At 70.3% G+C, this 26998-nt stretch carries 22 protein-coding genes and 8 pseudogenes; 10 read left to right on the top strand and 20 right to left on the bottom strand.

Annotation, left to right across the window (positions count from 1 at the left end; genetic code table 11):
• Positions 1-13 precede the first annotated feature (13 nt).
• On the top strand, positions 14-1441 hold the full coding sequence (locus V4Y03_RS30310; protein WP_332437022.1) for a lipase maturation factor family protein: 1428 nt from the start codon (positions 14-16) through the stop codon (positions 1439-1441).
• Between the two features lie 59 nt (positions 1442-1500).
• Here the strand turns inward: V4Y03_RS30310 and V4Y03_RS30305 are convergent, their stop codons facing one another.
• The 3 genes from V4Y03_RS30305 to V4Y03_RS30295 all read right to left on the bottom strand — a co-directional run bounded on the left by V4Y03_RS30305 (position 1501) and on the right by V4Y03_RS30295 (position 4229).
• Positions 1501-1671, bottom strand: coding sequence for a hypothetical protein (locus tag V4Y03_RS30305; protein ID WP_317878164.1), 171 nt, complete (start codon positions 1669-1671; stop codon positions 1501-1503).
• Between the two features lie 284 nt (positions 1672-1955).
• Positions 1956-3440: an SDR family NAD(P)-dependent oxidoreductase gene (locus V4Y03_RS30300; RefSeq protein WP_317878165.1), complete on the bottom strand. Its 1485-nt coding sequence runs from the start codon at positions 3438-3440 to the stop codon at positions 1956-1958.
• Between the two features lie 75 nt (positions 3441-3515).
• The gene (locus V4Y03_RS30295; protein ID WP_332437018.1) at positions 3516-4229 is read right to left on the bottom strand and encodes a (2Fe-2S)-binding protein; all 714 of its coding nucleotides are present in this window, start codon (positions 4227-4229) and stop codon (positions 3516-3518) included.
• Between the two features lie 245 nt (positions 4230-4474).
• Between V4Y03_RS30295 and V4Y03_RS30290 the strand changes: the two genes are divergently transcribed.
• Positions 4475-5527, top strand: coding sequence for a DMT family transporter (locus V4Y03_RS30290; RefSeq protein WP_317878601.1), 1053 nt, complete (start codon positions 4475-4477; stop codon positions 5525-5527).
• Here V4Y03_RS30290 and V4Y03_RS30285 read toward each other — a convergent pair.
• The 5 genes and pseudogenes from V4Y03_RS30285 to V4Y03_RS30265 form a co-directional block, all read right to left on the bottom strand.
• Positions 5408-6898 carry a transglycosylase family protein gene (locus V4Y03_RS30285; RefSeq protein ID WP_332437017.1) on the bottom strand — a complete coding sequence of 497 codons (1491 nt, stop codon included), beginning with the start codon at positions 6896-6898 and terminating at the stop codon, positions 5408-5410. The two genes, V4Y03_RS30290 and V4Y03_RS30285, sit on opposite strands and share 120 nt — an antisense overlap.
• Before the next feature lie 397 nt (positions 6899-7295).
• On the bottom strand, positions 7296-7973 hold the full coding sequence (locus V4Y03_RS30280) for an aspartate/glutamate racemase family protein (protein ID WP_332437016.1): 678 nt from the start codon (positions 7971-7973) through the stop codon (positions 7296-7298).
• Positions 7967-8317, bottom strand: a pseudogene (locus V4Y03_RS30275) (GNAT family N-acetyltransferase); the annotation flags it as partial. The pseudogene V4Y03_RS30275 and the gene V4Y03_RS30280, both read right to left, overlap by 7 nt.
• Before the next feature lie 46 nt (positions 8318-8363).
• Complete coding sequence (panD, locus tag V4Y03_RS30270) at positions 8364-8828, bottom strand: aspartate 1-decarboxylase (protein WP_332437015.1); 465 nt, start codon at positions 8826-8828, stop codon at positions 8364-8366.
• Between the two features lie 765 nt (positions 8829-9593).
• Positions 9594-10064: pseudogene (locus tag V4Y03_RS30265) on the bottom strand (CRISPR-associated endonuclease Cas1); the annotation flags it as partial.
• A gap of 53 nt (positions 10065-10117) precedes the next feature.
• On the opposite strand from V4Y03_RS30265, the pseudogene V4Y03_RS30260 reads away from it, so the two are divergent.
• The 4 genes and pseudogenes from V4Y03_RS30260 to V4Y03_RS33965 form a co-directional block, all read left to right on the top strand.
• Positions 10118-10393 (top strand): annotated as a pseudogene (locus tag V4Y03_RS30260) (transposase); the annotation flags it as partial.
• 1133 nt (positions 10394-11526) lie between these two features.
• Positions 11527-11646 (top strand): annotated as a pseudogene (locus V4Y03_RS30255) (IS630 family transposase); the annotation flags it as partial.
• Between the two features lie 79 nt (positions 11647-11725).
• A protein-coding gene (locus tag V4Y03_RS30250; protein WP_443079847.1) for an IS5 family transposase occupies positions 11726-12570 on the top strand; the annotation gives its coding sequence in 2 pieces (ribosomal slippage) (positions 11726-12056 and positions 12056-12570; 846 coding nt in all).
• Positions 12571-12690: 120 nt separating this feature from the next.
• Positions 12691-12849: pseudogene (locus V4Y03_RS33965) on the top strand (IS5/IS1182 family transposase); the annotation flags it as partial.
• Between the two features lie 21 nt (positions 12850-12870).
• On the opposite strand, the gene V4Y03_RS30240 reads toward V4Y03_RS33965, so the two are convergent.
• A complete protein-coding gene (locus tag V4Y03_RS30240; protein WP_332437014.1) occupies positions 12871-13377 on the bottom strand; it encodes a hypothetical protein in 507 nt (168 codons plus the stop codon).
• Between the two features lie 79 nt (positions 13378-13456).
• Here V4Y03_RS30240 and V4Y03_RS30235 point away from each other — a divergent pair.
• Positions 13457-13657 (top strand): annotated as a pseudogene (locus V4Y03_RS30235) (cation transporter); the annotation flags it as partial.
• Between the two features lie 118 nt (positions 13658-13775).
• Here V4Y03_RS30235 and V4Y03_RS30230 read toward each other — a convergent pair.
• The 6 genes from V4Y03_RS30230 to V4Y03_RS30205 all read right to left on the bottom strand — a co-directional run bounded on the left by V4Y03_RS30230 (position 13776) and on the right by V4Y03_RS30205 (position 17788).
• Complete coding sequence (locus tag V4Y03_RS30230; RefSeq protein ID WP_332437012.1) at positions 13776-14567, bottom strand: ABC transporter permease; 792 nt, start codon at positions 14565-14567, stop codon at positions 13776-13778.
• Positions 14564-15565: an ATP-binding cassette domain-containing protein gene (locus tag V4Y03_RS30225; protein ID WP_332437010.1), complete on the bottom strand. Its 1002-nt coding sequence runs from the start codon at positions 15563-15565 to the stop codon at positions 14564-14566. Before V4Y03_RS30225 ends, V4Y03_RS30230 begins: the two co-directional genes overlap by 4 nt.
• A gap of 306 nt (positions 15566-15871) precedes the next feature.
• Positions 15872-16198, bottom strand: a complete 327-nt coding sequence (locus tag V4Y03_RS30220) for a DUF1048 domain-containing protein (protein WP_332437009.1) — start codon at positions 16196-16198, stop codon at positions 15872-15874.
• 1 nt (position 16199) lies between these two features.
• Positions 16200-16556: a DUF1048 domain-containing protein gene (locus tag V4Y03_RS30215; RefSeq protein WP_332437008.1), complete on the bottom strand. Its 357-nt coding sequence runs from the start codon at positions 16554-16556 to the stop codon at positions 16200-16202.
• Entirely contained in the window at positions 16553-16879 is a 327-nt protein-coding gene (locus V4Y03_RS30210; protein ID WP_332437007.1) for a PadR family transcriptional regulator, read from the bottom strand. The genes V4Y03_RS30215 and V4Y03_RS30210 overlap by 4 nt, the downstream gene beginning before the upstream one ends.
• Positions 16880-17056: 177 nt before the next feature.
• On the bottom strand, positions 17057-17788 hold the full coding sequence (locus V4Y03_RS30205) for a MerR family transcriptional regulator (RefSeq protein ID WP_332437006.1): 732 nt from the start codon (positions 17786-17788) through the stop codon (positions 17057-17059).
• Positions 17789-17842: 54 nt separating this feature from the next.
• Here V4Y03_RS30205 and V4Y03_RS30200 point away from each other — a divergent pair, with 54 nt between their 5' ends.
• Positions 17843-18130, top strand: a complete 288-nt coding sequence (locus V4Y03_RS30200; protein ID WP_332437005.1) for a hypothetical protein — start codon at positions 17843-17845, stop codon at positions 18128-18130.
• A gap of 16 nt (positions 18131-18146) precedes the next feature.
• On the opposite strand, the pseudogene V4Y03_RS30195 reads toward V4Y03_RS30200, so the two are convergent.
• Positions 18147-19301, bottom strand: a pseudogene (locus V4Y03_RS30195) (sensor histidine kinase); the annotation flags it as partial.
• A 302-nt stretch (positions 19302-19603) separates the two neighbouring features.
• On the opposite strand from V4Y03_RS30195, the gene V4Y03_RS30190 reads away from it, so the two are divergent.
• Both V4Y03_RS30190 and V4Y03_RS30185 read left to right on the top strand, forming a co-directional pair.
• Positions 19604-20437 carry a slipin family protein gene (locus tag V4Y03_RS30190; RefSeq protein WP_332437004.1) on the top strand — a complete coding sequence of 278 codons (834 nt, stop codon included), beginning with the start codon at positions 19604-19606 and terminating at the stop codon, positions 20435-20437.
• Between the two features lie 277 nt (positions 20438-20714).
• Positions 20715-21111: pseudogene (locus tag V4Y03_RS30185) on the top strand (transposase); the annotation flags it as partial.
• An 852-nt stretch (positions 21112-21963) separates the two neighbouring features.
• On the opposite strand, the gene V4Y03_RS30180 reads toward V4Y03_RS30185, so the two are convergent.
• From V4Y03_RS30180 to V4Y03_RS30165, 4 genes are all read right to left on the bottom strand, one after another.
• A complete protein-coding gene (locus V4Y03_RS30180) occupies positions 21964-23007 on the bottom strand; it encodes an agmatine deiminase family protein (RefSeq protein WP_332437003.1) in 1044 nt (347 codons plus the stop codon).
• A gap of 47 nt (positions 23008-23054) precedes the next feature.
• The gene (locus V4Y03_RS30175; protein WP_332437002.1) at positions 23055-24767 is read right to left on the bottom strand and encodes an urease subunit alpha; all 1713 of its coding nucleotides are present in this window, start codon (positions 24765-24767) and stop codon (positions 23055-23057) included.
• Entirely contained in the window at positions 24764-25606 is an 843-nt protein-coding gene (ureA, locus tag V4Y03_RS30170) for an urease subunit gamma (RefSeq protein WP_332437001.1), read from the bottom strand. The genes V4Y03_RS30175 and ureA overlap by 4 nt, the downstream gene beginning before the upstream one ends.
• A gap of 336 nt (positions 25607-25942) precedes the next feature.
• On the bottom strand, positions 25943-26689 hold the full coding sequence (locus V4Y03_RS30165; RefSeq protein ID WP_332437000.1) for a TetR/AcrR family transcriptional regulator: 747 nt from the start codon (positions 26687-26689) through the stop codon (positions 25943-25945).
• Between the last annotated feature and the right edge of the window lie 309 nt (positions 26690-26998).

Here is a 26998-nt window from a genome sequence, read left to right as displayed (position 1 = left end):
GATACTGGAAGCGATGGAGTGGTTCACGGCGCCCGACCTGTGGCTGGGCCGGATCGTCTTCCAGCGAGGTCTCGCCGCGCTGTACTGCGTGGCGTTCCTGTCGGCCGCCCTCCAGTTCCGGGCGCTGATCGGGGAGCGCGGCATGCTCCCCGTACCGGAGTACCTCCGGGCGACCCGGGCGCGGCACACGCCCTCGCTGTTCCACTGGCGCTACTCCGACCGGATGTTCGCCACGGTCTCCTGGTCCGGCGCGGCGGGGGCCCTCGCGCTGGTGGCGGGCGCCGGGGACGCGGTGCCGCTGCCGGTCTCGATGCTTCTGTGGCTGGTGCTGTGGGGGCTGTACCTGTCGATCGTGAACGTGGGCCAGACCTGGTACTCCTTCGGCTGGGAGTCGCTGCTCCTGGAGGCCGGGTTCCTGGCGGTCTTCCTCGGCAACGACGACACGGGACCGCCGGTTCTGGTCCTCTTCCTGCTGCGCTGGCTGCTCTTCCGGGTCGAGTTCGGTGCCGGGCTCATCAAGATCCGCGGCGACCGGTGCTGGCGGAACCTGACCTGCCTCTACCACCACCACGAGACCCAGCCGATGCCCGGCCCGCTGAGCTGGTTCTTCCACCGCCTCCCGCGCCCGCTGCACCGGGTGGAGGCGGCGGCCAACCACGTCGTACAGCTGTTCGTGCCGTTCCTGCTGTTCACCCCGCAGCCGGTCGCCACTTTCGCGGCCGGGCTGATGGTGGCGACGCAGCTGTGGCTGGTGCTCTCGGGCAACTTCGCCTGGCTGAACTGGATCACCATCGTGCTGGCGCTCTCCGTCGTGGACGCCTCGTCCCTCACGGGCGCGCACCCGCGGCCGGACCCGCCGCTCTGGTACGTGGTCGTGGTCGTCGCGCTGACCGTGTTCGTGCTGGTACGGAGCTACCGCCCGGTGCGCAATCTGCTCTCCCGGGACCAGGCGATGAACCGCTCGTACGACCCCTACCACCTGGTCAACACCTATGGGGCGTTCGGCACGGTCGGCCGGATCAGGGACGAGATCGTGATCGAGGGGACCGACGACCCGGTGCCGCACGCGGGCACGGTGTGGCGGGAGTACGGCTTCAAGGGGAAGCCCGGTGATCCGCGCCGGATGCCCCGGCAGTTCGCCCCGTACCACCTGCGGCTCGACTGGCTGATGTGGTTCGCGGCGCTCAGCCCCGGGTACGCGCGCGCGTGGTTCGGGCCGTTCGTCGAGCGGCTGCTCGACGGCGACCGGGACACCCTGCGGCTCCTGGCCCACAACCCCTTCCCGGACGCGCCGCCGGTCTTCGTCCGGGCCCGGCTGTACCGGTACCGCTACACGACCTGGCGCGAGCTCCGCGCGACCGGGGCCTGGTGGCACCGGACGCCGGTACGGGAGTACCTGCCGCCGACCCGGCTGCGGGAGCCCGCGCGCGGGCCCCGCTGAACGCGCCGGTGCCCCCGCGCCGCGAGCGGCGGGGGGGCACCGGGGTGACCTGAGGGGGCTCAGTCGATGCCGGGCAGGATGTGGGGCTCGGCGAGGTCGTCCTCGTAGCCCGCGAGCCGGATCGGGGCCGCGTGGGCCCAGACCTCAAGGCTCCCCAGCTCGCCGTTCCGTCGCGGCCGGTCCTTGTGTTCGACCGGTCTCGGTTCCTGCTTCGTCAGTTCGGGTGTCACCGCGCACTCCTTTGTGTCGCGTACCTGTAGGACATTGCCGGTCGGTCGCGGTGGCGCCGGTCGTCGGGCGGGACCGCGGCCTTGGTGGAAGGCCTGTCCCTGGAAGGCCGTGAGGACGGTGTGTCTCCTCGGTGGCCGACCGTGGACATCAGAGTAACCAAATGAGCGCGCCCGCGCTCTACCGGGCTCCAAAGTGTGACGCGATCGGGTGAACCGAGCCGCAAGAGCGCCCCACCGAACCGGTGGGGCGCTCTTGCGGTGGCCTGGACGCGGGCCGGCGGGGACTACCAGTTGGCGGGGGCGTAGTCCTTGAGGAAGCAGCCGTACAGGTCATCGCCGTCCTCGCCGCGCACGATCGGGTCGTAGACGCGGGCCGCGCCGTCGACCAGGTCGAGCGGGGCGTGGAAACCGGCCTCGGCCAGCCGCAGCTTGTCGAAGTGCGGACGCTCGTCGGTGATCCAGCCGGTGTCGACCGAGGTCATGAGGATGCCGTCGGTGGTGAACATCTCCTCACCGCTGGTCCGCGTCACCATGTTCATGGCGGCCTTGGCGGCGTTGGTGTTCGGGTGCCCCGCGCCCTTGTAGCCGCGGCTGAACACGCCCTCCATCGCGGAGACGTTCACGACGTAGGAACGCCCGCTGGACGCCTTGCGCGCCGCGTCGGCCATGGCCGGGCGCAGCTTGCTGATCAGGATGAACGGCGCCGTGTAGTTGCACAGCTGGGTCTCCAGCAGCTCCACCGGGGAGATCTGCTCGATGCTCTGCACCCAGGTGTTGGAATCGACGACGTCCGGCACGAGGCCGCCCGCGTCGATGGCGGTGCCGTCGAGGTGCCGGGCGATGCTGGCGTTGCCCGCGACCAGGGCCAGGTCCGCGACCTGCTGCGCCTCCAGGTCGCGCACGCCCGCGGGCAGCTCGGACGAGCCGACGAGCTCGCCGACCGCGCCCGAGTTGAACGCGCCGATGACATGGTGGGCGGGCAGCTCGCCGGCGGGCAGCGGCGCGCTCTCGCCGTCGACGAGGGCGGCGTAGGCGGAGGGCAGCCGGCGCACGGTCTGCGTCGCGTTGTTGATCAGGATGTCGAGCGGACCGGCCTCGGTCATCTGGTCCGCGAGCGCCACCGCCTGGGCGGGGTCGCGCAGGTCGATGCCGACGACTTCCAGGCGGTGCATCCAGTCCCCGGAGTCCTCCATCGCCTTGAAGCGGCGGATGGCGTCCTTGGGGAAGCGCGTGGTGATGGTGGTGTGGGCGCCGTCGCGCAGCAGCCGCAGCGCGATGTACATGCCGATCTTGGCCCGGCCGCCGGTGAGCAGGGCGCGCTTGCCGGTGAGGTCGGTGCGGGCCTCGCGCTTGGACCGGTTCAAGGCCGCGCAGTTCTGGCAGAGCTGGTGGTAGAAGTAGTCGACCTCGACGAACCGCGTCTTGCAGACGTAGCAGGACCGGGGGCGCTGGAGTATCCCGGCGATCCGGCCCTCCTCGGTGACGGAGGAGGGCAGGATGCCCTCGGTCTCGTCGTCGATGCGCTGCGCGGAACCGGTGGCCGTGGCCTCCGTGACCGCCTTGTCGTTGGCGGTCTTCGCGGCCCGGCGCTCCTGGCGGCGGCGCTGCTTCACCGTCCGGTAGATGCCGGCGGTGGCGCGCCGGACGCGGATCGCGTCCGGGTGGTCGACGTCCAGCTTGTCGAGCTCGTCGAGGACGCCGAGACAGACGGCCAGGCGTTCGGGGTCGACGCCCGGCCCGTAGTCCTGGGTTTCTTCGGTCACCGTCATGGCCTTCGGGTTCCTCGTTCGCTCGTACGCCGTTCGTGGGCGGGTCGCCGTTCGCGGGCTTTCGAAACTGCAACTTTACGGAGCGGGGGGCCGCGCCTCCAAACCCGTTCGGGGGGCGTGGTCGAAGACACAGTCTCCGCAGAGTCCGGCCCCGGGACAGCGGTAGTAGAGGCAGCAGCTGACGCGGCGCAGCCGGGGACCCCGTACGGTGCCGGCGAGGTCGGGGTGGTCCAGCAGTCCGGAGACCAGGGCGGCGGCCCGCTCGGCCACGTCCGGGCGGCCGTGGGCGCGGGCCCACCGGGTCAGTTCGCGCAGCGCCCCGGCGAGGGCGGAGCCCGCGTTCCCCCAGAGCAGGCGGCGGGAGATCCGTCCGTCGCGGCCGAGGGCCGCGTGCAGCGGTACGAGATGGGCCTCCTGGACGGCCGCGCGGAGTGCGTCCACGGTCGCGGGGCGGGTCCCGGAACCGGACCACCACAGGTCGTCGGGTGAGGACAGCGCCCCGTCCCAGTGCAGCCCGGCGGGGTCGAGGTCGGGGAAGCGGCCGTGCAGGGCGGCCGGGCCGAGCGCCGTCGACCAGAGGCGGGCCGCGAGCCCGAGGTGGGCCACCGAGGCGCCGACGCGCCGCTCGGGGGCGCCGAGGCGGGCGGCGACCCGGTCCACGCGCGCGTGGAGGGGGCCGTCCTCCCCCGCGTACAGGAGGGCGAGGGGGCGGTGCGCGCCGCCGGTCTCCGGCGGGGTGGTCCGCAGGGCGAAGAAACCGCCCACCGATCCGCTCTCGACGAGATCCACCAGCGGTCCCCCTGCCTGTCTGCGCGTCTGTGCGTCTGTCTCTGGCTGTGCCGGATTCTCCGCCACCGTAGCCCGCCCTCCCCGGCCCCCGATACGGCTCGAAAAAGACGCTTTGCACCCGTTCCGACCTGCGCGGGTGTACATCTCCGGGCGTACGCGGGGCCCGCGTACTACGTCGGTGGTATCCGCGAAGACGTCCCCTGGGACGACGACGCGATCGGCCGGGAAGAGAGATCGTGGAAGGTATGAGTCCCCTCGTGCTGTCCGTCCTCCTGGCCCTGGTCTCGGCGGTCGCCTACGCGGGCGCGGCGATCGTGCAGGAGCGGGTCGCCGCCTCCGTCGGCGGCCCGCGCTACGCGCCGCTGCGCAATCCGGCCTGGTGGGGGTCGGTCCTGCTCAACGGCGTCGGCGCGACCCTGCACGTCGCGGCCCTCGCGTACGGCCCCCTGAGCCTGGTCCAGCCGATGGGCGCCCTCACGATCGTGTTCGCGCTGCCCATGGCGGCCCTTTTCGTCGGCCGCAGGGCCGGCCGGCCAGCCTGGCGCGGCGCCGTCATGGCCACGGCGGGCCTCGCCGGACTCCTGAGCCTCACGAGCGGCGCCGAGGGACGGACCCTGGCCGACGGGGACCGGTGGCTGCTCACGGCCTGCACCTTCGGCGTGGTGGCCGGCCTGTTCACGGCGGCGCACCTGGTGGGCCGGTCGGCGCTCCGGAGCATCGTCCTCGCGGCGGCGGCGGGCGTCTCCTTCGGCATCGCGTCGGTCTTCACGAAGGCGGTGGCCGAGGAGTGGACGCCCGAGGCGCCGTTCGCCGAGTGGACCGGGCTGCTGGTGCTCTCGGCCCTGGCCGTCACCGGTCTGTTCCTCTCCCAGGCCTCGTACCGGGGCGCCGGTCTCGCCGCCCCGCTGGCCACCGTCACGGTGGTCAATCCGGTCGTCGCCGCGGCCGTGGGTCTGACCCTGTTCGGCGAGAGCTTCCGCTACGGCGCCGCCGGCACGGTCGCGGCGCTGATCTGCGGCGCGGTGGCCGCGGGCGGCCTGGTGCAGCTGACGCTCGACCGGATGACGGACCCGGCCGAGTCGCTCGCGGCGTCGGATCCGGCGCGGAGCCCGGGGACGGGACCGGGCGCGGGATCCGGCACCGGACCGGGCCGGATCGACGACACCACTCCCAGGGCGTCAGAAGGTGACTCCACGGGCCCTGAGGTAGGCCAGGGGGTCGATGTCGGACCCGTACCCGGGACCCGTCCGCACCTCGAAGTGGAGGTGCGGTCCCGAGCTGTTGCCGGTCGACCCTGAGCGGCCGATGCGCTGGCCGGCGTGCACCCGCTGGCCTTCGCGGACGGCGAGCGCGGAGAGGTGCGCGTACTGGCTGTAGCGGCCGTCGTCGTGGCGCAGGACGATCTGGTAGCCGTACGCGCCGCCCCAGCCGGCGGAGACGATCCGGCCGCCGGACACCGCCTTGACGGAGGTGCCGGTGGGCACGGGGAAGTCGACGCCGGTGTGGTAGCCGCTGGCCCAGGAGGAGCCGGGTTTGCCGTAGCGGGTGCCGATGCCCGCGGAGACGGGGGCGGAGTAGCGGTCCTCGTCGGTGGTGGCGGGCCTGGGTCTGGGCTTGGGCTTGGCGGCCGGCTTGGCCACCGGTTTGGCGGCCGGCCTCGTGGGCCGGGTCACCGGCTTCGTGGCGGGCTTGGTCACGGGCCTCTCGACGGGCTTCGTCGCCGGGTGCACGGCGGCGGGGCGGGTCCGGGGCACGGTGGGCCGCGCGGAGGGCCGTACGGGCGGAGCCGTGGCGGAGGGAACCTTGGGGAGAACCGTCCTCGCGGCGACGGCGGACTTCACTTCCGGCGTCTTCCCGGCCTGCGCGGGCTTCTTGGCCTGCGCGGGCTTCTTGGCCTGCCCCGGCTTCGCCGCCTGTGCGGACTTCTCCCCCTGCCCCGGCTTCTCGGCCCGGGCGGGCTTCTTCGGTGCGGCGATGCGCAGGGTCAGGCGCTGGCCGGGGAGGATGAGGTCGGGGTCGTCGCCGACGACGGGCCGGTTGCTGTCGTACAGCCCCTTCCAGCCGCCCTGGACCCGCTCTTCGAGGGCGATCTTCGACAGCGAGTCGCCGGGCGTCACCGTGTACATCTCACGGACGGTGGGTACGGCGGTCGGGCCGACGTTCCTGGCCTGGTGCGAGGCCTCGGCGGATAAGGCCCGCTGCCCCGGCATGGAGGCGGTCTTCATCGTGTTCCCGCCGCCGGACGGCTTCGCCGCCGTCCTGCCGTCAGGGGTGACGTCGGGTGCCTCCCCGCCCCGGGCGAGCCCCGCACGGGGGCCGCACGCGGGCCAGGCGCCGGGCCCCTGGCCCTTGAGGACGCGTTCGGCGATCGCGATCTGCTGGTCCTTGGAGGCCAGGTCGGCGCGCGGGGCGTAGTGGGTGCCGCCGTACCGCTCCCAGGTGGACTGGCTGAACTGGAGGCCGCCGAAGTAGCCGTTGCCCGTGTTGATCTGCCACTGGGAGGTCGACTCGCAGGACGCGACCTTCTCCCAGACGTCGAGCGAGGCGGCGTGCACGGTGCCCGCGCCGATCAGCGGCAGCGCCATGCCGGCGCCTCCCGCGGTGACGGTGAGCGAGGCACGGTTGATCCGGCTCGGCTGGTGGCGGCGGTGACGTCCGCGTACGGCCATGGGCCCCCCTTGAACACAGCGACAGCCGTCCAAGTTAGGGGTGAAACACGCTCCGTGACAAGCGATACGCGAAACCTCAAGGGCCTTGACTCAGCTCGGCATTCACGCGGGACGCCGGCCGGCGGGGCCCGGCTGGGGCTGAGGCTCGGGTTCCGGTACGGGCCCGCCGGGCTGAGGAGCCGGGGAGGGATCGGGGTCCGGAGGGACCGGGACCGGGCTCGGCGGCGGCACCGGAGGCGGCGAGGGGGCCGGCGGGGGGATGGGCGAGGGCGGCAGCGGATCGGGGAACGGGTGAGTCATGGCGGGACCTCTCGGTCGACGGGTTCCGTCCTTCTCCAGGGTGGCCCGCCGGGCCGGACGGCGCCCGCCGGGGCCCGCCCTTCGGGTCGGAACGGGGTCAGTCCCGCCCCGCGCGAACCGCGGCCGAGGCGGCGACCGCCTCGGCCGCCGCCGCGAGCCCGAGGCGTGGACTCGCCAGAACGGGCCGCCGGGTGGACATCCGCTCCACGGCGTCGGCCATCGACGCCTGGGCGAGGACGACGACGCTGTCCTCCGACAGGGGCGCGCGGTCCACGGAGGCCGCCACGGCGTCGAGGTAGCCGTCCCGGTCCCCCGCCTCGAACAGCTCCCACGCCCCCTCGACCACGACGGTGCTCACGAACGAGGGCTCCGGTCCGGACTCCTCCGCGATGAGGGAGACGGTGGGCTCCAGGGTGGAACGCAGGGCGGCCACCACGACGACGCGGCGGTACCGGGCGGCCTCGGCGGCCATCGGGCGGTCCACGCGCAGCACGGGTACGCCGAGCGCGCCCGCTTGGCGCTCGGCGGTCCCGCCGATCGTGGAGCAGGTGCAGAGCACGGCGTCGGCGCCGTCCGCGACGGCCGCGGCGAGCGCGGCGGCCACCGGCCCGGCGACCGCGTCGGACCCGGAGGACCGGGCCCGACGCAGCAGCTCCTCGTCGACGAGATGACGCAGGACGAGCCCGGGGTGGTACCGGTCGCGCAGCCCGTCGAAGACGGGGACGTGGACCGGCGAGGTGTGGAGCAGCGCCAGGGTGCCGGCCGGAGTCACCACAGGTCCGGGGTGGCTTTCAGCTGGCGCTTCGCCTCGCGGACGACGTCGGACGGGGGCACCGGGGCCTCGTCCGGGTGGCGCTCCGCCCATACGGCGGCGTACGGGCAGAGTGGTACGACGGGGACGCCCTCGGCGGCGGCGATGGCGTAGAACTCGCGTACGAGCGCCCCGGCGATCCCCTTCCCCTCGTGCGCCTCCTCGACGATCGTGTGCACGGCCACGAGGGCGTGGGGTTCGACGTCGAGGACGAAGTAGACGACGACACCGACGAAGGTGTCCCCGTCGAAGGCCTCAAGACGTCCGTTCGGGCGGTCGTCGCGGATGTTCGGCTCGGCCATGTGGCGGTGCTCCCTGGACTCGGTCGGACGGGACCCGTACGCGAACCCGCGCTCAGACCCGTACGGGTACGGACTCCGAGGCGCCGGATTCCGCGGCGGGGGCGGGCACGGCGTGCGGACCGCGCACGGTGTCGCTCCCGGGGACGGGCGCGGACGCGTCGGTCCCGAGTTCCACGATGCGGTTGTCGCCGTCGACGTGCACGACGCGCGGGACGAACGTCCGGGCCTCCGCGTCCTCGACCTGCGCGTAACTGATGAGGATCACGAGGTCGCCGGGGTGTACGAGGTGCGCGGCGGCGCCGTTGATCCCGATGACACCGGAACCGCGCTCACCCTCGATGACGTAGGTCTCCAGCCGGGCCCCGTTGTCGATGTCGACGATGTGCACCAGCTCACCGGGTAGCAGGTCGGCCGCCTCCATCAGCTCGGCGTCGACGGTGACCGATCCGACGTAGTGCAGATCCGCTTGGGTCACGGTCGCACGGTGAATCTTCGACTTGAATATCGTTCGCATCATCGAGGTACTCCTGGACATAGGCTCCCTGCCTGCGTTTTTGCAGGTCAAGGGCTGTTTCATCACCCTACAACGAGTCGCATGTTCGGGCAGCGTTCCCCAGGTCTTTCAGGACTCATGCTGACCACTTGCTGACTTTCCTGACACGTCATCAGGCAGGAGCGAGGGGGCTACCCCCACCCCTCCGGACCCGACCACGGCGACCCCACAAGCCTACGCAGCAGTCGTCCACGGGCCCCCGTGATCGCCGTCACCCCGACGGACCGACGACGCCCCGCCCCCTGCATCCGCGAGGGAACCTCCCGCCACCGCAGGACCCTCCAAACGGCGCGGCAACCTAGCAGCGAATCCCGGGCCAGCAAAGCCGACGATCCTCATGACCATGGCCATAGCCCGCCCCGTGACTCTTGTAGTGACACAGGGCGGCCGCCAAGAACTTTCGGAATCCGGCCAGAGCACAGCACGACCCGCCACTGCGATCAGCCACAGGCCAGCCTCAAGGAGCCCTCTCAACCATGGAACCGCAGCCGCACCCCTCCGAAAACAGCCGACCGCGCAGGCTCCAGCCCACCGAGCCCGCCCTTATGGACACTTCCGACGTCGCCACGATGCTCAATATGTCCACGAGCTGGGTTTACAGGGAGGCGTCGAAGCTGGGCTTGAAGGGATACAAGCTCGGCCGAGGCAAGAATGCCAAGGTCCTGTACAAGAGGGCTGAGCTGCGCGTCAACGGCGGCGCGCGGAAGACCCCCGCGCGGGCGGGGACGACGAGTGTTCGGCGTACAGGCGGCGGATGCGGACACCTTCCCGTCCGCGCAGTTGCTGCATGGTCAGTTGGGAGACGTCCTCGCCCGGGAACCGTTTGGCGTACATTCTGCGGGCGACCTGGAGGCGTTCTTTGGGTCGGGTGACCAGCCATGCCTGGCGGAGTACGAGTTGGGATCCGCGGCTGGGGCCGATGCCGGCCGCATCCATGCGTACGCCATGCTGACCGACCCAGCACACGGCGGTGCCTGAGCCGGCGAGCAGGGCGACGGCGGCGTGGGTAACGCGGGTGCCAGGGCCGATCAGCAGGACTGCGAGAAAAGCTGCGGGGACGCGGACGGTGCGTTCCTTGTTGACCAGGATGACGGCGTTGTCGTCCCGGTCGATGTAGCAGCGTTCGGCGTAGAGGCTGGAGACTCGATCGTCCATCCGGTGCGGGTCCTGGGGGCCGGCTCTCCACCAGGGGTCAGCCATGGGGCCGCTCCTCGGGCAGAGGGGCCAGGGTGAGCAGGCCACAGCCGTCGTGACTGACCACGAAGATCCACCTCGCGGCCGACGGCCGGTGCCGGCCACTGGCGTTCGTCCTCACCCCCCGTCAGGCCGGCGACGCACCCGCCTTCACGGACGTCATGGTCCGGCTGCGCGTTCCCCGCCCTTTTGGACGGCCCCGCACCAGGCCGGACCTGGTCCTGGCCGACAAGGCGTATTCCTCCCGCGCGATCCGCGACCACCTGCGCGGACGCAGCATCCGCACGGTGATCCCGGAACGGGCCGACAAGCAGGCCAACCGCATGCTGCGCGGAGTGCGAGTATCTCAACAGGGTTTCTTCCGCTGGCAGTTAGGGAGATGGCGCGTGATTGAGACGGTGGTTCAGATAGTCACTCAGGTCGCTGGGGGGGCGCTGACCGTGGTGGGGACCGGGGTGGGGCAAGCGGTGTCGGATCTGGTGCGTGAGCGGCTTGGTGGTAGTGAGGGTGGCCGCTCGGCGATTCAGGCCGTCGAAGCCCGGCCGACGGACCCGGGGGCCGCGGCAAGGCTCAGGGCCTCCCTCCAGGCGGAGATGGACGCCGACCCGGAATTCACGCGGCGGATCGCCGCGGCGCTGGCCGCCGGGCCCCCGCCGGCCGAGCTCCCGAAGGTGACGTCCGGCAGCATCACCATCGACGGCTCAACGGTCAGGGGCCGCAACACCATCTCTTTGGGGCCCGTTACCGTCAATATCACCCGCAACAACCGCTACTCCCTGCTCGCCGCAGCACTGGTGCTGGTCGCCCTGCTGGCCTTGGGCCTCTACGGCGGAGCTCGGCTCATCGCGGGTGACGACGCCGGGCAGCGGAAGTCCGTGACCCCGCTGAGTGATGCCGTCGCCCTGCACGTGCTTCCGGACCTGGCCAGCCTGCCGGCGGGTTGGACCCAGCCCAAGGCGCCCGACATCGGGGGAGCGCAGGTGCCGGAAAGCGCGGGGCTTTCCTACTTCGCCTCCGTCGATTTCCTCATGGGCGATCCCGACGCCGACCTTCACATACGCGTCGCAGCGTTCACCAGTGCGCAGAAGGCCCACGCCTTCCACCGCAAAACCGAGGAAGCCGAGAGTGAAGGCGGTGGTGGGCCCGCAGGATCGCTGCCCCGTGTCGGAGACGAAAGCTTCGCCGGGTCGTTTCCCAGCACGAACGGAGAGGCGGCCGGTTCCGCCATGTCTTTCCGCGTGGGCACCGTCCTCATCCTCGTTCAAGGTGAGGACACTGACGGACGGCCGTTCAACGGCACTTGGCTCAAGGGCCTCGCCACCATGATGGCGGAGCGAGCGCAGCAGGCTCAGAACGGCCAGGAACCCTCAGCGTCCGTGCGCAATACCTAGTGCTCTGACCGGGAAGGTTCGCCGGGTTGCTCGTGGTGCTGGTTGGAAATGCCTTCCCGGACCAGTGGGGAGGAGGGATGGCGCAACCGGTCCGGGTTCGTGGGCTGACCGAGCAGGAGAGGCAGAAACTGCAGCAGGTCGTGCGGCGGGGCAGTACCAGCTCGGTGCGGTTCCGGCGGGCGATGATGCTGCTGGCATGCTGGCGACCTGCACCGAAAGGAATATCACCCGCCAACTAGGGCGTTTCCTTCGGATCATCTGATCGTTGGTTGATGTGTGTCGTTGACTGACGCCCAGTGGGCGAGGATCGAGCCGTTGCTGCCGGATCGGACTCCGAAGCGGGGTGGGCGGTGGCGGGATCACCGGCAGGTGATCGACGCGATCGCGTTCAAGTACCGCACCGGCACTCCGTGGATGGACCTGCCCGAGCGCTTCGGCTCGTGGAAGGGGGCCCACAACCGGCTGCGGAAGTGGGCGGCCGACGGAACTTGGGAGAAGGTCTTCACCGCCCTGCTCGCCCAGGCCGACGCCGAAGGCGACCTCGACTGGGTCGTCTCGGTCGACTCCACCATCGTCCGGGCTCATCAGCACGCCGCCGGAGCCCGTCAAAAGGGGCCCCGGCCGGCGAGCCGGACGGCCATGCCCTCGGACGCTCCCGCGGCGGGCTGACCACGAAGATCCATCTCGCCGCGGACAGCCGATGCCGGCCCCTGGCGTTTCTCCTTACGCCGGGGCAGGCCGGTGACGCACCGGCGTTTCCCGAGGTCATGGCCCGACTGCGGGTGCCGCGGCCGATCGGCCGACCCAGGACCACCCCGGAGGTGGTCCTGGCCGACAAGGCCTATTCCTCTCGTGCGATCCGCGCCCATCTCCGCCGACGTGGGATCCGGGCGGTGATCCCGCAACCTTCCGACCAGGCCGCGAACCGCAAACGGCGTGGCCAGTTCGGCGGCCGTCCGCCGGCCTTCGACCGCGAGGCCTACAAACAGCGCAACACCGTCGAGCGGTGCATCAACAAGATCAAGCAGTGGCGCGGTCTGGCCACCCGTTACGACAAGACCGCCACCATCTACCTCGCAGGACTCCACATCGCCGCCATCTTCATCTGGTCAGCGAGATGAGCCGAAAGAAACGACCTAGGCCGCATACGTCGGCCTGGGAGGGTGAGGGTGCCCAGGCCGCGTACGTCGTGACGCGGGAGGCCGGCCAGGGCCCCGGCCGGCGAGCCGGCGCATCGTGCCCTCGGACAGTCCCGCGGCCGACTGACCACGAAGATCCACCTTGCCGCCGACGGCCGCTGTCGCCCGCTCGCCTTCGTCCTCACGCCCAGCCGGGCAGGCGACGCACCCGCGTTCCCTCAGGTCATGGCTCGTCTGCGGGTGCCATCCTCATCCGGTCGGGCGGATGACCCGGCGGTGCGGCTACCCTGCCCGTTCGAGCGTGACGTCGATCTCGATCGGAGCGGACCGCCACAACGCGCTCAGGAGCGGGTCCTCGTCGATGAAACGGCGTGTGGCCGCGAGCGCATCCGCTCTGGGCTTGCCGATGGCAGCGTCAACGAAACCCGTGTCCCCACCACCACTGATGTGCAGGTCCGCCCAGGCGGGATCCTCGGCGAAGCACGCCTGGAACTCCACCTTCCAGTACAGCGGCTGCCAGTACGGATCCTGCCGGTCGCCGTACTCGTTGACCGTCAGCAGTCGTCCGAGGGACAGTGCGGGCCGGTTCCCGGTCCAGTCCCAGACGCCCCATCCCACGATGAAGACGTCTCCGCCGTCCTCGGGCCCCTCAATGCCCTCGACCGGTACCTGTACGAACTCCCCAAAGGCAGCCCAAGCCGCCTCCATGGTGCAGGCGCCAGCGGCGACGCCATGTCGACCCAGTATCTGCTCGAACGCTGCGGCGCTGGACCGCCAGGAGATGGACATGCCGCCAGGCTAGCTGCACCGATCATCCCCTCCAGATGCACTACAGAGGTCCCCGCTTCCCTTCGTGATCCACAGGAACGGCCTAGCCCTCAACGCCACACTCGGCTGGTCCTGGGCCGACCCCATCGCCGCCCTGGTCATCGCCGCCATCGCGGTCAAGGAAGGCCGCGACGCCTGGCAGGGCAAGGGCTGCTGCGCACCCACCACCCACACCCCGGCGCCCGCCGGGGCCGAGGCGGACGCGTGCGGCTGCAAGCCGGGCTGCATCTGCTGCTCATGAACTTCTAGTTGCCGGTTCGCGCTCCCCACACCCGATCCGTCGACGGTGAATGACTGGGAAAGAGCCAGCGTTCCAACCGTGCACTATTCGCTGCGAGAGGCGGCCGGCGCGGTCGTGCCTACTTCGGGTCGCGGTTGAACTGTGCCGTCGACCAGCGGTAGCCGAGGGCGATCAGGCCGACGCACCAGGCGAGGGCGAGCCACCCGTTGTGGCCGATCTCGGTGCCGAGGAGGAGGCCACGGAGGGTCTCGATGGCCGGGGTGAAGGGCTGGTACTCGGCGATCGGCCGGAACCAGCCCGGCATCGTCTCGGCCGGGATGAAGGCGCTGGAGATGAGCGGCAGGAGGATCAGCGGCATGGCCATGTTGCTTGCCGCCTCCGGGTTCGGGCTGGCCATGCCCATGCCGACCGCGATCCAGGTGAGGGCCAGGGCGAACAGCGCGATCAGACCGAACGCCGCCAGCCACTCCAAGGCCGTGGCGTCCGTGGACCGGAAGCCGATGGCCACGCCGACGGCGCCGACGAGGACCACGCTGGCGACCGACTGGAGCACGCTGCCGGCGACGTGCCCGACGATCACCGAGCCGCGGTAGACCGCCATCGTGCGGAAGCGGGCGATGAGGCCCTCGGTCATGTCCATGGAGACGTACACCGCGGCCCCGATCACGGTGCTGCCGACGGTCATCAGCAGAATGCCCGGGACGATGTAGGCGATGTAGTCGGAGCGGTCGGCGCCGCCGCCGGCGATGCCCGCGCTCATCACGTCGCCGAAGATGTAGACGAAGAGCAGCAGCATCATGATCGGCGTGAGCAGCAGGTTCAGGGTCCCCGACGGGTAGCGCCACGCGTGCAGCAGATTGCGGCGCAGCATCGTGTGCGAGTCGCGGACAGCGAGGGAGAGAGCACTCATCGGGCGTCCTTCCTGAGCTGGTCAGGGACGTTGCCTTCGCCGGTCAGGGCGAAGAACACGTCGTCGAGGTCGGGGGTGTGTACGGTCAGTTCGTCCGCCTCGACGCCGACGGAGTCGAGCCAGTCGAGAATGGAGCGCAGTTCGCGCTGACTGCCGTCGCTGGGAATGGACAGCGACAGCGCCTCGTCGTCCCGGGTGACCTCGCGCAGGGTGTCAGCGGCGGACTGGTAGGCGCCCGGGTCGGTGAAGCGGAGTCGGATGTGCCCGCCCGGGATCAGCCGCTTGAGCTCTTCGGCGGTGCCCTCGGCGGCGATCTTGCCGTCGTTCAACACAGCGATGCGGTCGGCGAGTTCGTCGGCCTCCTCCAGGTGCTGGGTGGTGAGAAAGACGGTGACGCCGTCGGAGACGAGGCCGCGGATGATGCCCCACATGTTGTGGCGGGAGCGGGGGTCGAGCCCTGTCGTCGGCTCGTCGAGGAAGATGATCCGCGGGCTGCCGACCAGCGTCATCGCAAGGTCGAGGCGGCGCTTCATCCCGCCGGAGTACGTGGAGGCCGGCTTCTTCGCGGCGTCCACCAGGTCGAAACGCTCCAGGAGTTCGGCGGCGACCCGCCGCCCCTCACGCTTGGACAGGTGGTGTAGGTCGGCCATGAGGAGCATGTTCTCCTCGCCCGTGATCAGGCCATCGACGGCGGAGAACTGCCCGGTGACGCCGATCGCGGCGCGGACCGCCTGCGGGTCGGCGGCCAGGTCGTGCCCGCCGACGCGCAGGTCACCGGCGTCGGCGGTGATGAGGGTGGAGAGGATCTTGACGGCGGTGGTCTTGCCGGCGCCGTTCGGGCCGAGCAGCGCGAACACAGACCCGGCGGGGATGCGCAGATCTATGTCGTCGAGGACGAGCTTTTCGCCGTATGACTTGCTCAGCCCGACGGCGGAGATTGCGGTCGGCGACGGGTGACCGCCAACCTTTATGGTCGCGGGCATGACAGATGAAGGCATGGAGGCGTCCTTTCGGACTCTGAAGACGCAGGGGGGAGCCGTTTCGCAACTCGGATTGAGCGACTGTCCGTAACTGCACGTCAGTCGCGTCGTCTTGAGGAAGGGGGTCGAGCGGCCCGCCACCGGAGTCCTGCCCGCCGGGGCCGCGGGCAGGACTGAGCCAGGTCTCGCCAGCCTGCTCGACCACCTCGATGGACAAGTTCTGCGGCGGCTTCTGGTGGCTGGTCGGCCCACGCCTGTTCGCGTTGCGCCGAGGCGGACGAACCGCGCGTGCGGGCTACGCCCACCGGCATGAGGCGATGGGGGCTACTTCTGGGCCGTGCCGGGTTCCCCGGTGATGGACTCCTGATAGACGTCCGCGTAGGTGGGAGAGTCCTTGATCAGGTCGTCGCAGAACGCGGCGACGTCCTTACCGATGAGCTCCAGGACCCTCTTGCCCGAGGCGACACCCTCCTCGAAGAAGTCGACGATCCCAGGGAGCAGGGGCCCGTCCGGCAGGTCGACCGGTCCGACCTTGAAGAAGTACTTCTCCATCTCCTTGTAGACGATCTGGTAGTCCGGCGGGAGCGCCTTGACCCGAGCCTTGTGCGCCCGCCACTGCTTCTTGCCCTCGATGATGTCCTGGATGCCCATGTCAGCCTCCCAGCCGGCTCAGTTTCCTTGCGACGTTCCTGTTCAACTGCTCGCGCCACCCGTCGCGATAGGTTCGGGCCCCTTCTCCACCGGCCAGCGCCGTGCAAAAGCCCCCGATGTCGTCGCCGAGGACCTCGTGGACGCCCTGTCCGTCCGCCGCTGCCTCTTCGAGCAGCCCCAGGGCAGCGTCGAGGATCGGCATCAGGTTGCGGCCGGTGAAGTCCCCATGCGGAAAGAGGTGACCCTTGATCTGCTCCCAGGCCCCCCGGTAGTCGCCGGGCAGGGCCTCGGCCCGGGCTTCGAACGCCTTCCATTCCCTGGTGAGATCACTGCCTGTGACGGTCTCCCAGAAGTTCATCTCCCGCCCTCCTTGAGCCTGTCGATGCGTGATGAGACGTACTGCCATTTCGCCCAGAACTTCGTGAGTTCCTCGCGCCCGGCGTCGTTGAGTGCGTAGAACTTGCGCGGCGGACCGACGCCGGACGGCCGCTTCGTCACCTGGACGAGTCCGTTCCTCTCCAGTCGCACCAAGATCGTGTACACCGTCCCCTCGACGACGTCGGCGAAGCCGAGCTCGTTCAGCCGACGGGTGATGGCGTACCCATAGGTTTCCTCGCTGCCGATGATTTCGAGCACGCACCCTTCGAGCGTGCCCTTCAGCATCTCCGTCAGGTCATCCATCGCGAGTCCTCCTCGGCCCTAGCGGTACTCCGTAGTACCGAGTACCACTACAAAGTATCACCGAGTAGTGGAGGCTGCCAGGGTTCGGGGAACGCGGACCGGACTCTGCGATCCGCGAAGCGCAGGACTTTCACGTCCGACCCTCTGGACGGTGTCAGCGCATCCGGCAATCTCGCTTCACGCGTTGAGCTGTTGCCGAACAAGCGTGTCGATTCGCTGCCACGCAGGAGACGAGGCGTTGACCGTGCCTTGGATCAGTGAAGGGATGTCGGAGTCCTCATCCAGGTGGGGTGGCTCCTCGGAGCCGTAGCGAGTCTTGGTCGCCTCGACGATGCGGCGGGCGAGGTCGTCGATGCGGGGATCCTGGGCGTCGAGGTCATGCGCGTGGTCGTAGTCGAGGAAGAGCTGCCGTAGAACTGGGTCGGCCAAGGACTCGGCCTGGTCGTGGAACAGGGTGATCGCGTGGTCCGGGTGGGTGGCGAAGACGAGGATCCACAGGTCGCGTTGCAGGTCGACCCACTGCGGGGTGAATCCCCAGCGGGCCAGATGCTCCAGGTGGGCAGCGACCTCGGCACGTACCGGTGCCAGCTGCCCGTCGACGAGTCGGCGAAGGCGCACCTGTGTCGCCCGCAGGTCCCGGATGCGCGCGGTGAGCTCCTCGTCGATCTCGCTCAGCGCCTCCCGGAACTCCCCGTCGGTCGCCGATCTCAGCTCTCGGATGCGGGCCAGGGGGACGCCGGCTTCGGCGAGCGTCCGGATCTTGATCAGGTCGATGGCGTCGTCGGCGTCGTATCGCCGGTAGCCGGACGCATCGCGGTCGGGCTCGGGGAGCAGTCCCTTGTCGTGATAGACGCGGATGGTCTTGATCGATACTCCGACATACGCGGCCAGCTGCCCGATGGTGATCACCCGGCCATCGTCGCACTTGACCTTTCCCCTGGGGCAGGGCCGCACCATGGCGTCATGGAGAACACGAACATCGATCGGGAGACCCTGCGCGAGCTGGCCGACGAGGGCAACGAGACCGCGTTGGACCGGCTGGCCGACCTCGCCGACGCAGTCGGCGACCTCGACGAACTGAGCGAACTGCTGGACGAGGGATCCCTGCGCGCCGGGCTCCTCCTCACCCGACGCGCAACCGCGGCCGGCGACCTGCGCGAGCTGCAACGGATCTCCGACGCCGGGTACGACGAGGCCGGGAGCCAGCTGGAGCAGCTGTTGAAGGCATCGGCGGACGAGTACCGGGACTGACCCCGGCTCGCCCGTGTCAGGTGGTCGCCTCGGCCGCCAGGTCCGGGACGGACGGCACGGCGCCGGCGGCCATCCGCAGGGTGACCGTCATCGTCAGGCCGCCGCCAGGGGTGTCCTCCGCGGTCAGACTTCCGCCCATCGCCTCCACGAACCCCCGCGCCACCGCCAGGCCGAGGCCGACTCCCTCGCCGCGCGGGGCGTCGCCGTAGCGTTGGAAGGCGCCGAAGACACGCTCCTTGGCTTCGTCGGGGACGCCGGGGCCGCGGTCGACGACACGCAGTTCCACGCGGTCGGCGAGGGCGCTCGCCGAGACGAGGACGGGCTGCCCGGGTGGGCTGTACTTGACCGCGTTCTCGACGATGTTGGCGACGGCCCGTTCCAGGAGGCCGCGGTCGACGGCCACCATCGGGAGCGTCTCGGGGATGTCGAGCTCGACGCTGTCCTTGGGGACTCCCAGCAGTGCCATCGGCACCACCTCGTCGAGGTCGGTCTCCCGGATGACGGCGGTGACGGTGCCTGTCTCCAGGCGGGACATGTCGAGCAGGTTGCCGACGGGGTGGTCGAGGCGGTCGGCGCCGTCCTCGATGCCTTCGAGGAGTTCGGCCCGGTCGTCCTCCGACCACTCGACGTCGTCGGAGCGCAGGGAGGTGACCGAGGCCTTGATGCCGGCGAGCGGGGTCCGCAGGTCGTGGCTGATGGCTGCGAGGAGTGACGTACGGATCTTGTTTCCCTCGGCCTGCTTCCGGGCCTCCTCCGCCTCGCCGACGAGCCGCTGTCGGTCGAGGACTACGGCTGCCTGGGCGGCGAAGGCGCCGAGTACCCGCCGGTCCTCGGCGGGCAGCATCCGGCCGGTGAGCGCGAGCGCGAGGTGGTCGCCGACGGGCATGTCGACGTCCGCGTCCTCCGGACGGTCGCACGGCCGGTGGCCGACGACGGCGACGCAGGTCCACGGCTCCGTCTCGTCGAGGCGTTCCAGGAGGGCGACCGACTCCATGGAGAAGGTCTCCCGGACCCGTTCGAGGAGCGCTTCCAGCGTCGTCTCGCCCCGCAGTACGCTCCCGGCGAGGAAGGACAGGGTCTCCGACTCGGCCCGCAGGCGGGCGGCCTGGTGCGTCCGGCGCGCGGCCAGGTCCACGACCGAGGCCACTGAGATCGCCACCCCCACGAAGATCGCCAGGGACGGCGGGCTCCTGCCGGTCTGTCGCACCCACGCACTCTCCTTCCATCATGCGCGCCGACCTCCGCCGCGCTCTGCGATGCCGGAACCGCACAGCGTGGCCGCCCGGCTCGCACAGACTGTACGAGCCGGGCCACGAAGGCGGAACCGGCTGCGTCTCCTTCTGGACATGCGAGGAACGGGCCGACGCCCACGCAGACTTTGACGCGTTCCTGACGTCTCGCCCTGCATCCGGCACTCCCCCACGGACGTCCTGCCGAATGCCGAGAACGAAATTCAAGAGGGAGTGAGCCGTCATGGATGGCGCAGTCGTCGGAGCCGTGATCACCGTCGTCTTCATCCTGCTGTTGTTGCGCAGCGGGTTGCGCGTGGTCAATCAGGTCGAGCGAGGCGTCGTGTTCCGCCTCGGCAAGGCGCTGCCTGGCCACCGACAGCCCGGCATCACCTTCCTGGTCCCCTTCGCCGACCGGATGCGGAAGGTGAACGTCCAGGTCGTGACCCTGCCGATCCCTACACAGGAGGGCATCACCCGGGACAACGTCTCGGTCAAGGTTGACGCGGTCGTCTACTTCCGGGTCGTCGATCCGGCACAAGCCACGATCGAGGTACAGGACTACGTCTTCGCCGTCGGCCAGGTCGCGCAGTCCTCCCTCCGCTCGATCATCGGCAAGAGCGACCTGGACGATCTCCTCTCCGACCGCGAACGACTCCACGAGGGCCTCGCGTTGATGATCGACAGCCCGGCGGCCGGCTGGGGCGTCCACATCGACCGGGTCGAGATCAAGGACGTACAGCTGCCGGAGTCGCTCAAGCGATCGATGTCCCGGCAGGCCGAGGCGGAGCGAGAGCGGCGGGCCCGAGTGATCACCGCGGACGGCGAGTTCCAGGCCGCTCAGCAGCTGGCGAACGCGTCGCGGATCATGGCCGACACCCCGGAAGCCATGCAACTGCGCCTGCTGCAGACAGTCGTCGAGGTCGCCGCGGAGAAGAACTCCACGCTCGTCATGCCCTTCCCGGTGGAACTTCTCCGCTACTTCGACCGCGCCGCCCGCCAGTTCGGCAAGGAGGACGCACCGGAGAAGCACGTGGTGCCCGGCGACGTCCCGGAGCAACTCCCTTCCCGGGAGTAGGAACTCTCGCCCTCGTGTCCGGCGGGGACGGACGATGCGCGGCGACGGGGCTGTCGAGCCACCTGGTGTGCCTGCGCGACTCCCGCCGGATCGTCGCATGCCATGAGGTGACTGAAGGCGGCTGTCGGGGAGAGGCCGCTCCACAGGACGCCCCCCAGTCCGGGGCGGCCGTGCCGCCTGCGACGTACGCGGCGACGGCTCCGGCGAGCATCGGGATCCAGCGCTCCAGGCAGCCAACGGTCCGCAGAGGCGCCATCGGCGACCTCATCCCCGCCCTGCCAGGCTCCAGCACCAGCACTCCGGGACCCCGGACGCACCGAACAGCTCGGCGTCTTCCCCGCCTATGCCACCACCTGCGGCCGGACCCTGGTCGACCGCTGGCTCTACCTGCCCAAGTCCTGGACCGAGGACCGCGAACGATGCCGCGCCGCCAAAGTCCCCGACGACCGGGAGCTCGCCACGAAAGACGAACCGTCCCGGCGCATGGTGCTGCGCGCCGTCACCTCGCCGATGCCCATCACCTGGGTCAGCGCGGACGCGCCTACGGGCAGGAGAGCCGCTTCCGCCGGCTGCTGCAGTCGGGCTTCGGCTACGTGCTGCCCGTGCCCCAGCCCCAGCCCCAGCCCCAGCTCACCGCAGGCTGTTCCCGCATCGACGACCTGTTTGTGCAGGCTCAAACCAAGATCTTGACCATGCGCGGCCCAGCCACCTGCTGATCAACCGATTCTCTGCCGTTTCCGCTGGTCGGCGGCCACACGAAGCCTGTACCACCAGCAGACGAAGAATCTGCTGGTGTCCTACTCGCCGAAGAAGCTCGGCTTCTTCTAGGGACACAAAGAGAGGCGCCTGACCTGGGCTTTTACCCGTCAGGCGCCTCTCGACAGCCTCATCCATCACAGCAGCCGACTTGCGTCGGAACTCCCGGTCTATCCCACCCGTAACCCGCTCCTGACCAGCTATTTCCGGTCTATTTCCGGTCCAAGCTCGGCCCACCGGCGGGACTCCCGCCTCGGTTGATACCGCCCCATTCCCCCATCGACTGCCCGATGAGGAGATCGGCCTGCTCCCGGACCCCGCCCAGGAGCTTGGCGTAGAAGCGGAAGAGGACTTCGATGCTCTGGCCGGCCCGGCGGGCGCACTCGGCCGGGTCGACGCCGAAGCGCAACCAGAAGGAGATGCCGGCATGCCGAAGATCGTAGGGCCTCTTGGCCCGGCCTTAGGGGCCGGCCGTCCTGTCCCACGTCGAGTCGAACTGCGGCGGGATGGGCGCAGGCCGGGTCGCGATATCTGCGCGGCGCTTGAGCGAGTGCACCTCATACGCCGTGCCGTCCGTACTGCCTCGCGAGTCCGTTCAAGGCGTATGCGGCGGGTGGGCGGCAGGAGGATCCGCTCTGCCCGGTCGGATACCCACCGCGAACCCTTCTTTGCCGAGCGGTGGATCGCGGGCGCTCCCCGCGATCAGGCCTTCGCACGAGAGGAAGCTCCCGCGGGAGATGGAAGGAAGTTCAACACTCGCGCTCGTGTCGTCAGACGCGTGGCTGCTGCTGCGTGATGCAGTGGATCCCGCCGCCGTTGGCGAAGATCTCGCGGGCGTCGACGAGTTCGATTTCGCGCCCGGGGAAGAGCTTCGCGAAGGTCGCCGCGTTCTCCTCGTCGCGCGGGTCGTCGAAGCCGCACAGCACGACCACGCCGTTGGCGACGTAGTGGTTGATGTAGCTGTAGTCGACCCAGCCGTCGCCGTCGTCCTCCAGCACGGTCGGCGCGGGGATCTCGACGACCTCGAGGGCACGCCCACGCGCGTCGGTGGCGGAGCGCAGCAGCTTGAGGTTCTCCTTCCCGACCTCGTGGTCCGGGTGCGCCGGGTCGGGCTGGGTGTGGCACAGGACCACGCCGGGGCGGGCGAAGGAGGCGATGATGTCGACGTGGCCGCGGGTCCCGTTGACGTCGTAGTCGCGGGTGAGGCCGCGCGGCAGCCAGATGACCTTCCCGATTCCGAGGTACGCGCGCAGTTCGGCCTCTACGTCGTCCTTGGTCCAGCCGGGGTTGCGCCCCTTGTCGAGCTGCACGGTCTCGGTGATCATGACGGTGCCCTCGCCGTCGACGTGGATGCCGCCGCCCTCGTTGACCATGCGCGACGCGTAGCGCTTGGCGCCGGAGAGTTCGATGACCTGCTCGGCGGTGTGCTGGTCGCGTTCCCAGGTGGCCCAGTCCTGCGCGCCCCAGCCGTTGAAGATCCAGTCAGCGGCGGCCAGGTTGCCCGCGCCGTCGGTGAGGAAGGTCGGGCCGCTGTCGCGGATCCAGGCGTCGTCGAGCGGGCGTTCGACGACGGTGAGCGGTGTGTCGACGTACGACGCGATGGTGTCGGCCTCGCCGACGTTGACGACCATGGTGACCGGTTCGTAGCGGGCTATGGTCTCGGCGACCTTCCCCCAGGCGACGCGGGCGTGGTGCAGGTCGTGGTCGCCGCCGTCGAACGTCGCGTTGGACGTGGGCCACGCCATCCAGGTCCGCTCGTGCTCGACCCACTCGGCGGGCATCGAGAAGCCGTCTGCGGCCGGGGTGTTCGTCATATCGGGGTTTCCTTGTCCGTTGCTCGGTGAGGGCGGAGGGTCGTGGGTCAGAGGAAGTACAGGCGGTTGAGGGCGACCGAGTCGGCCGGCTCCGACATGACCGGGTCGCCGTCGAGGGTGACCATCCCGGTATCGGTGGCGACCCGGACCTCGGCGGTGCGGTTGTTGAATCGCATCGCCGCGGGCCCGATCCCGCGCGTGCCGCGCACGCCGACGCGGCGCCGCTTGGTGGGCATCAGGTCGCCGCCGGTCTCGGCGGCCGCCTGGCTGGTGAACGCGACCGACAGCTCCGCCGGGGCTGCGCCGTGGGCGCCGAACTGCGGTCCAAGCACCAAGGGCTCACATGTATCGGTGGAAGCGTTGGGGTCGCCGACGACCCCGTACGCGGGGAACCCGGCCTTGAGTACGAGCTCCGGCTTGGCTCCGAAGTGGTCCGGCCGCCACAGCACGAGGTCGGCCATCTTGCCGGGCTCGATCGACCCGACCTCGTGCGAAAGTCCGTGCGCGATCGCCGGGTTGATGGTGAGCTTGGCGATGTAGCGCAGTACCCGGGCGTTGTCGTGCCGTCCGTCGGCGGGGTCGCCTGCCAGGGGCCCGAGTTCGGCCTTCATCTTGTCCGCCATGGCGAACGTACGGCGGACGGTCTCGCCCGCGCGGCCCATGCCCTGGGCGTCGGACGATGTGATGGGGATGACGCCCAGGTCGTGCAGCACGTCCTCGGCACCCATAGTCCCGGCCCGGATGCGGTCACGCGCCATCGCGGCGTCGCCGGGCAGGTCGGGCTTGAGGTCGTGCGCGGACACGATCATGCCGAAATGCTCGGCGACCGCGTCGCGTCCGAACGGCAGCGTCGGGTTCGTCGACGAGCCGATGACGTTCGCGACCCCGGCCATGCGCATGACGTTGGGTACGTGCCCGCCGCCGCAGCCCTCGATGTGGTACGCGTGGATGGTGCGGCCCTCGAGCACCGCGAGGGTGTCCTCGACCGACAGGCACTCGTTCAACCCGTCGGTGTGCAGTGCCACTTGTACGTCGTGGTCCTCGGCGACGCGCAGGGCGGTGTCCAGTGCCCTCGCGTGTGCGCCCATGTCCTCGTGGACCTTGAAGCCGGACGCGCCGCCCTCGACGAGCGCCTCGTCGAGCGGGCTGCGGCCGGAGGACGAACCGCGAGCCAGGAAGGCGATGTTGACCGGCCAGGCGTCGAACGCCGAGAAGGCGTGCCGCAGCGCCCACGGCGAGTTGACGCCGACGCCCCACACGGGCCCGAACTCCTGCCCGACGATCGTCGTCACGCCCGCGGCGAGCGAAGCCTCCATGATCCGCGGGCTCATCAGGTGGACATGCGTGTCGATGGCGCCCGCCGTGGCGATCAGGCCCTCGCCGGAGACGATCGTCGTGCCGGTGCCGACGACCACGTCCACGCCGTCGAGGGTGTCGGGGTTTCCGGCCCTGCCGATCGAGGCGATGCGGCCTTCGCGGATGCCGATGGACACCTTGCGGATGCCTTGCGCGGCGTCGATGACGACGACGTTGCTGATCACGACGTCGCAGGTCTCGCGGACCGTCTCCGCCTTCAGGTGCAGCCCGTCGCGTGCGGTCTTGCCGAACCCGGCCAGGAACTCCTCGCCGTGCTGTTGCGCGTCCGACTCGATCTCGATGATCAGCCCGGAGTCGCCGAGCCGGATGCGGTCGCCGGCGCGCGGGCCGTACGTCGAGGCGTAGTCGCGGGGATCGAGGAATCCCCCGGTCGCGGCCGTCATGAGACCTCACCTTCCTTGTAGATCCGGGGCTCTGCCGTCACGTCGGTGCCGGTGTCGAGGTAGCCGCAGGCGTGCGCGCGGCACAGTGCCTCGCCCTTCGCGCCGGGCGCGTCCAGCGGCCCGTCGACGAGTCCGGCGAAGCCGATCGCGATGCGCGCGCCGCCGATCGGGACCAGGCCGACCGAGACCGTCGCGCCCACGTCGAAGCGCACCGTGGCGCCGGCGGGGATCGCGGCTCGACGCCCGTAGGCGGCCGAACGGTCGAACAGCAGCCGGGGGTTGGCTTCGAAGAAGTGGAAGTGCGAGGTGATGCTGATCGGCACCTCCGCGGTGTTGCGCACGTCGACGGTCACCACGTCGGCGTCTGCGAAAGGATCGTTCGGGGCGTCCCCGAACAGCACCGCACCGGGCGCCTCGTCACCCAGCGAGCCGGGGCCGGCCTCGTCGGGCTGCGGTGTGGCGAAGCCACCGGTACGCGAACCGCCGGTGTGGCAGGCCCGGTCGATCGGGGTGGGCGGCGCACCCGCCTCTTCGGCGGACCGGAACGGGTCGGTGACCACGGCGAGCCGGGTGGCGTCGTCGAAGACCGCCTCGACCTGGATGTCGCCGACGATGTCGACGACCCCGGGCAGCACGTCGTCGGGGCCGAGCACGCTGCGTGCGAGGTCGATGGCCTCGGCGAGGCGCCTGCCGTCGCGGGCCGCCTCGCAGACGGTGTCGGCGATCAGTGCGTGCGCTTCGGGGACGTTGAGCCGCAGGCCGCGGGCGCGGCGGGCACGCGCGAGCTCGGCCGCCGTGAAGATCAGCAGCCGGTCGCGCTCGGTCGGGGTGAGTCGCATGGAACCTCCGGTTGGTGGGCCGGTCAAGGCAAGAGAGCGAACGGCGTTCCGAAGAAACGTCAACACCGTTTACGTAGAGGGAAGTACGCCGCATTCCCATGGGGTACCTCGGCGGCGATACCGCGCGTCCCGCCTCCTCACCGCGATCGAGGCCACCGACGGCAACCAGGGCGACGGTGGGAATCCGACGCATGCCTCGTCGGCGCCCCCGACTCAGGGCAAGTGGGATAGCGGGTATGCCTGTTCGGCCGTCCCGGTGTGACCGGTCCCGTCGTAGATCAAACCGATGCCGTCGGCGCGCGGGCCGGGCGAGTGCTCCGCTGGGTCCGGCGTCGTTCAGGGGCGGGCCGGGGCGCGCGGGGCGCGGCGGCGGCGGGGGGTGGCGCGTTGGGGCGTCAGGTCGACGGATGGGGTGCCGGGGTCGGGCAGGGGAAGGAAGGGCAGGTCGTCGTCGTAGTGGACGGCGAGGGTGATCTGGCCGGCGGCGAGGCGGCGGGCGTCGGCCAGGCCGAGCGCGGACGTGGAGGTCTCGGTGATCAGCCGGGTGGTGAGGCCGTCGAGCAGTGCGAGGGCGACGGTGGCCACGTCGGCGGGGTCGCAGTCGCGGAAGTCTCCCGAGCGCAGCCCCTCTTCGACCACCGAGACGAGCGGGCGCAGCATGCGTGCGCGGAACTCGGTGAGCGTGGCGGCGAGTTCGGGCGATCCGGAGGAGCGGATCTCCAGTTCGGCCCACAGGCGGCATTCGAGGACGTCGTCGTGGGTGAGCGGGAGTCCGAAGTCGATCAGGTCGGCCAGCCGTTGGGGCGGGGTGTCGCGGTCGGCGTGTCGGGTGCGGCCCGGAAGACGGGCTTCAGCTCGGGTGAGCGAGTGAGCGAGCGCGCCGGTCAGGAGCCGGTCGCGGCCGGCGAAGTGGTAATGCACCAGCGCGCTGGAAACACCGGCGCGGGCGGCGATGTCGGCGATGCGAACGCCGTCGAAGCCGTCCCGGGCGATCAGCTCGACGGCGGCCTGCAGGATGCTCTCCCGCGCGCCGCCGACGGTGTCCGCTGCCACGCCGTCGGTCCTGGTTTCCTGCTCGGTCACGGCATCGATCCTGTCATAACTCTTGTCCCCGGTCTCTAGCTGACCTTAAAGTCAGCCACCTGCCACTGACTTTAACATCAGGGAACGCGGGGAGGGCAACACTCGTGAAACGCCGTGGCGCGACGCTCAGCCCGGCGGCGTGTACAGGACGCGGGTGACGTCGAGATGTTCGCGGGCGACATCGAGGACCCGTCGCACCGATCGCGGCGTCCCGCACCGTCTCGATCACGCTGAGCGGCGACCACACCGCGTTCCCGGGCGACCGCATCCACGCTGCCCCCCTTAGCCGTTCGCCCCGCATGAACCGGA

Origin of the sequence: Streptomyces sp. P9-A4, assembly GCF_036634195.1 — a bacterium.
Classification (GTDB): domain Bacteria; phylum Actinomycetota; class Actinomycetes; order Streptomycetales; family Streptomycetaceae; genus Streptomyces.
Note: the sequence above shows the minus strand (reverse complement) of the source record. Positions and strands in the feature narration are given on the sequence as shown.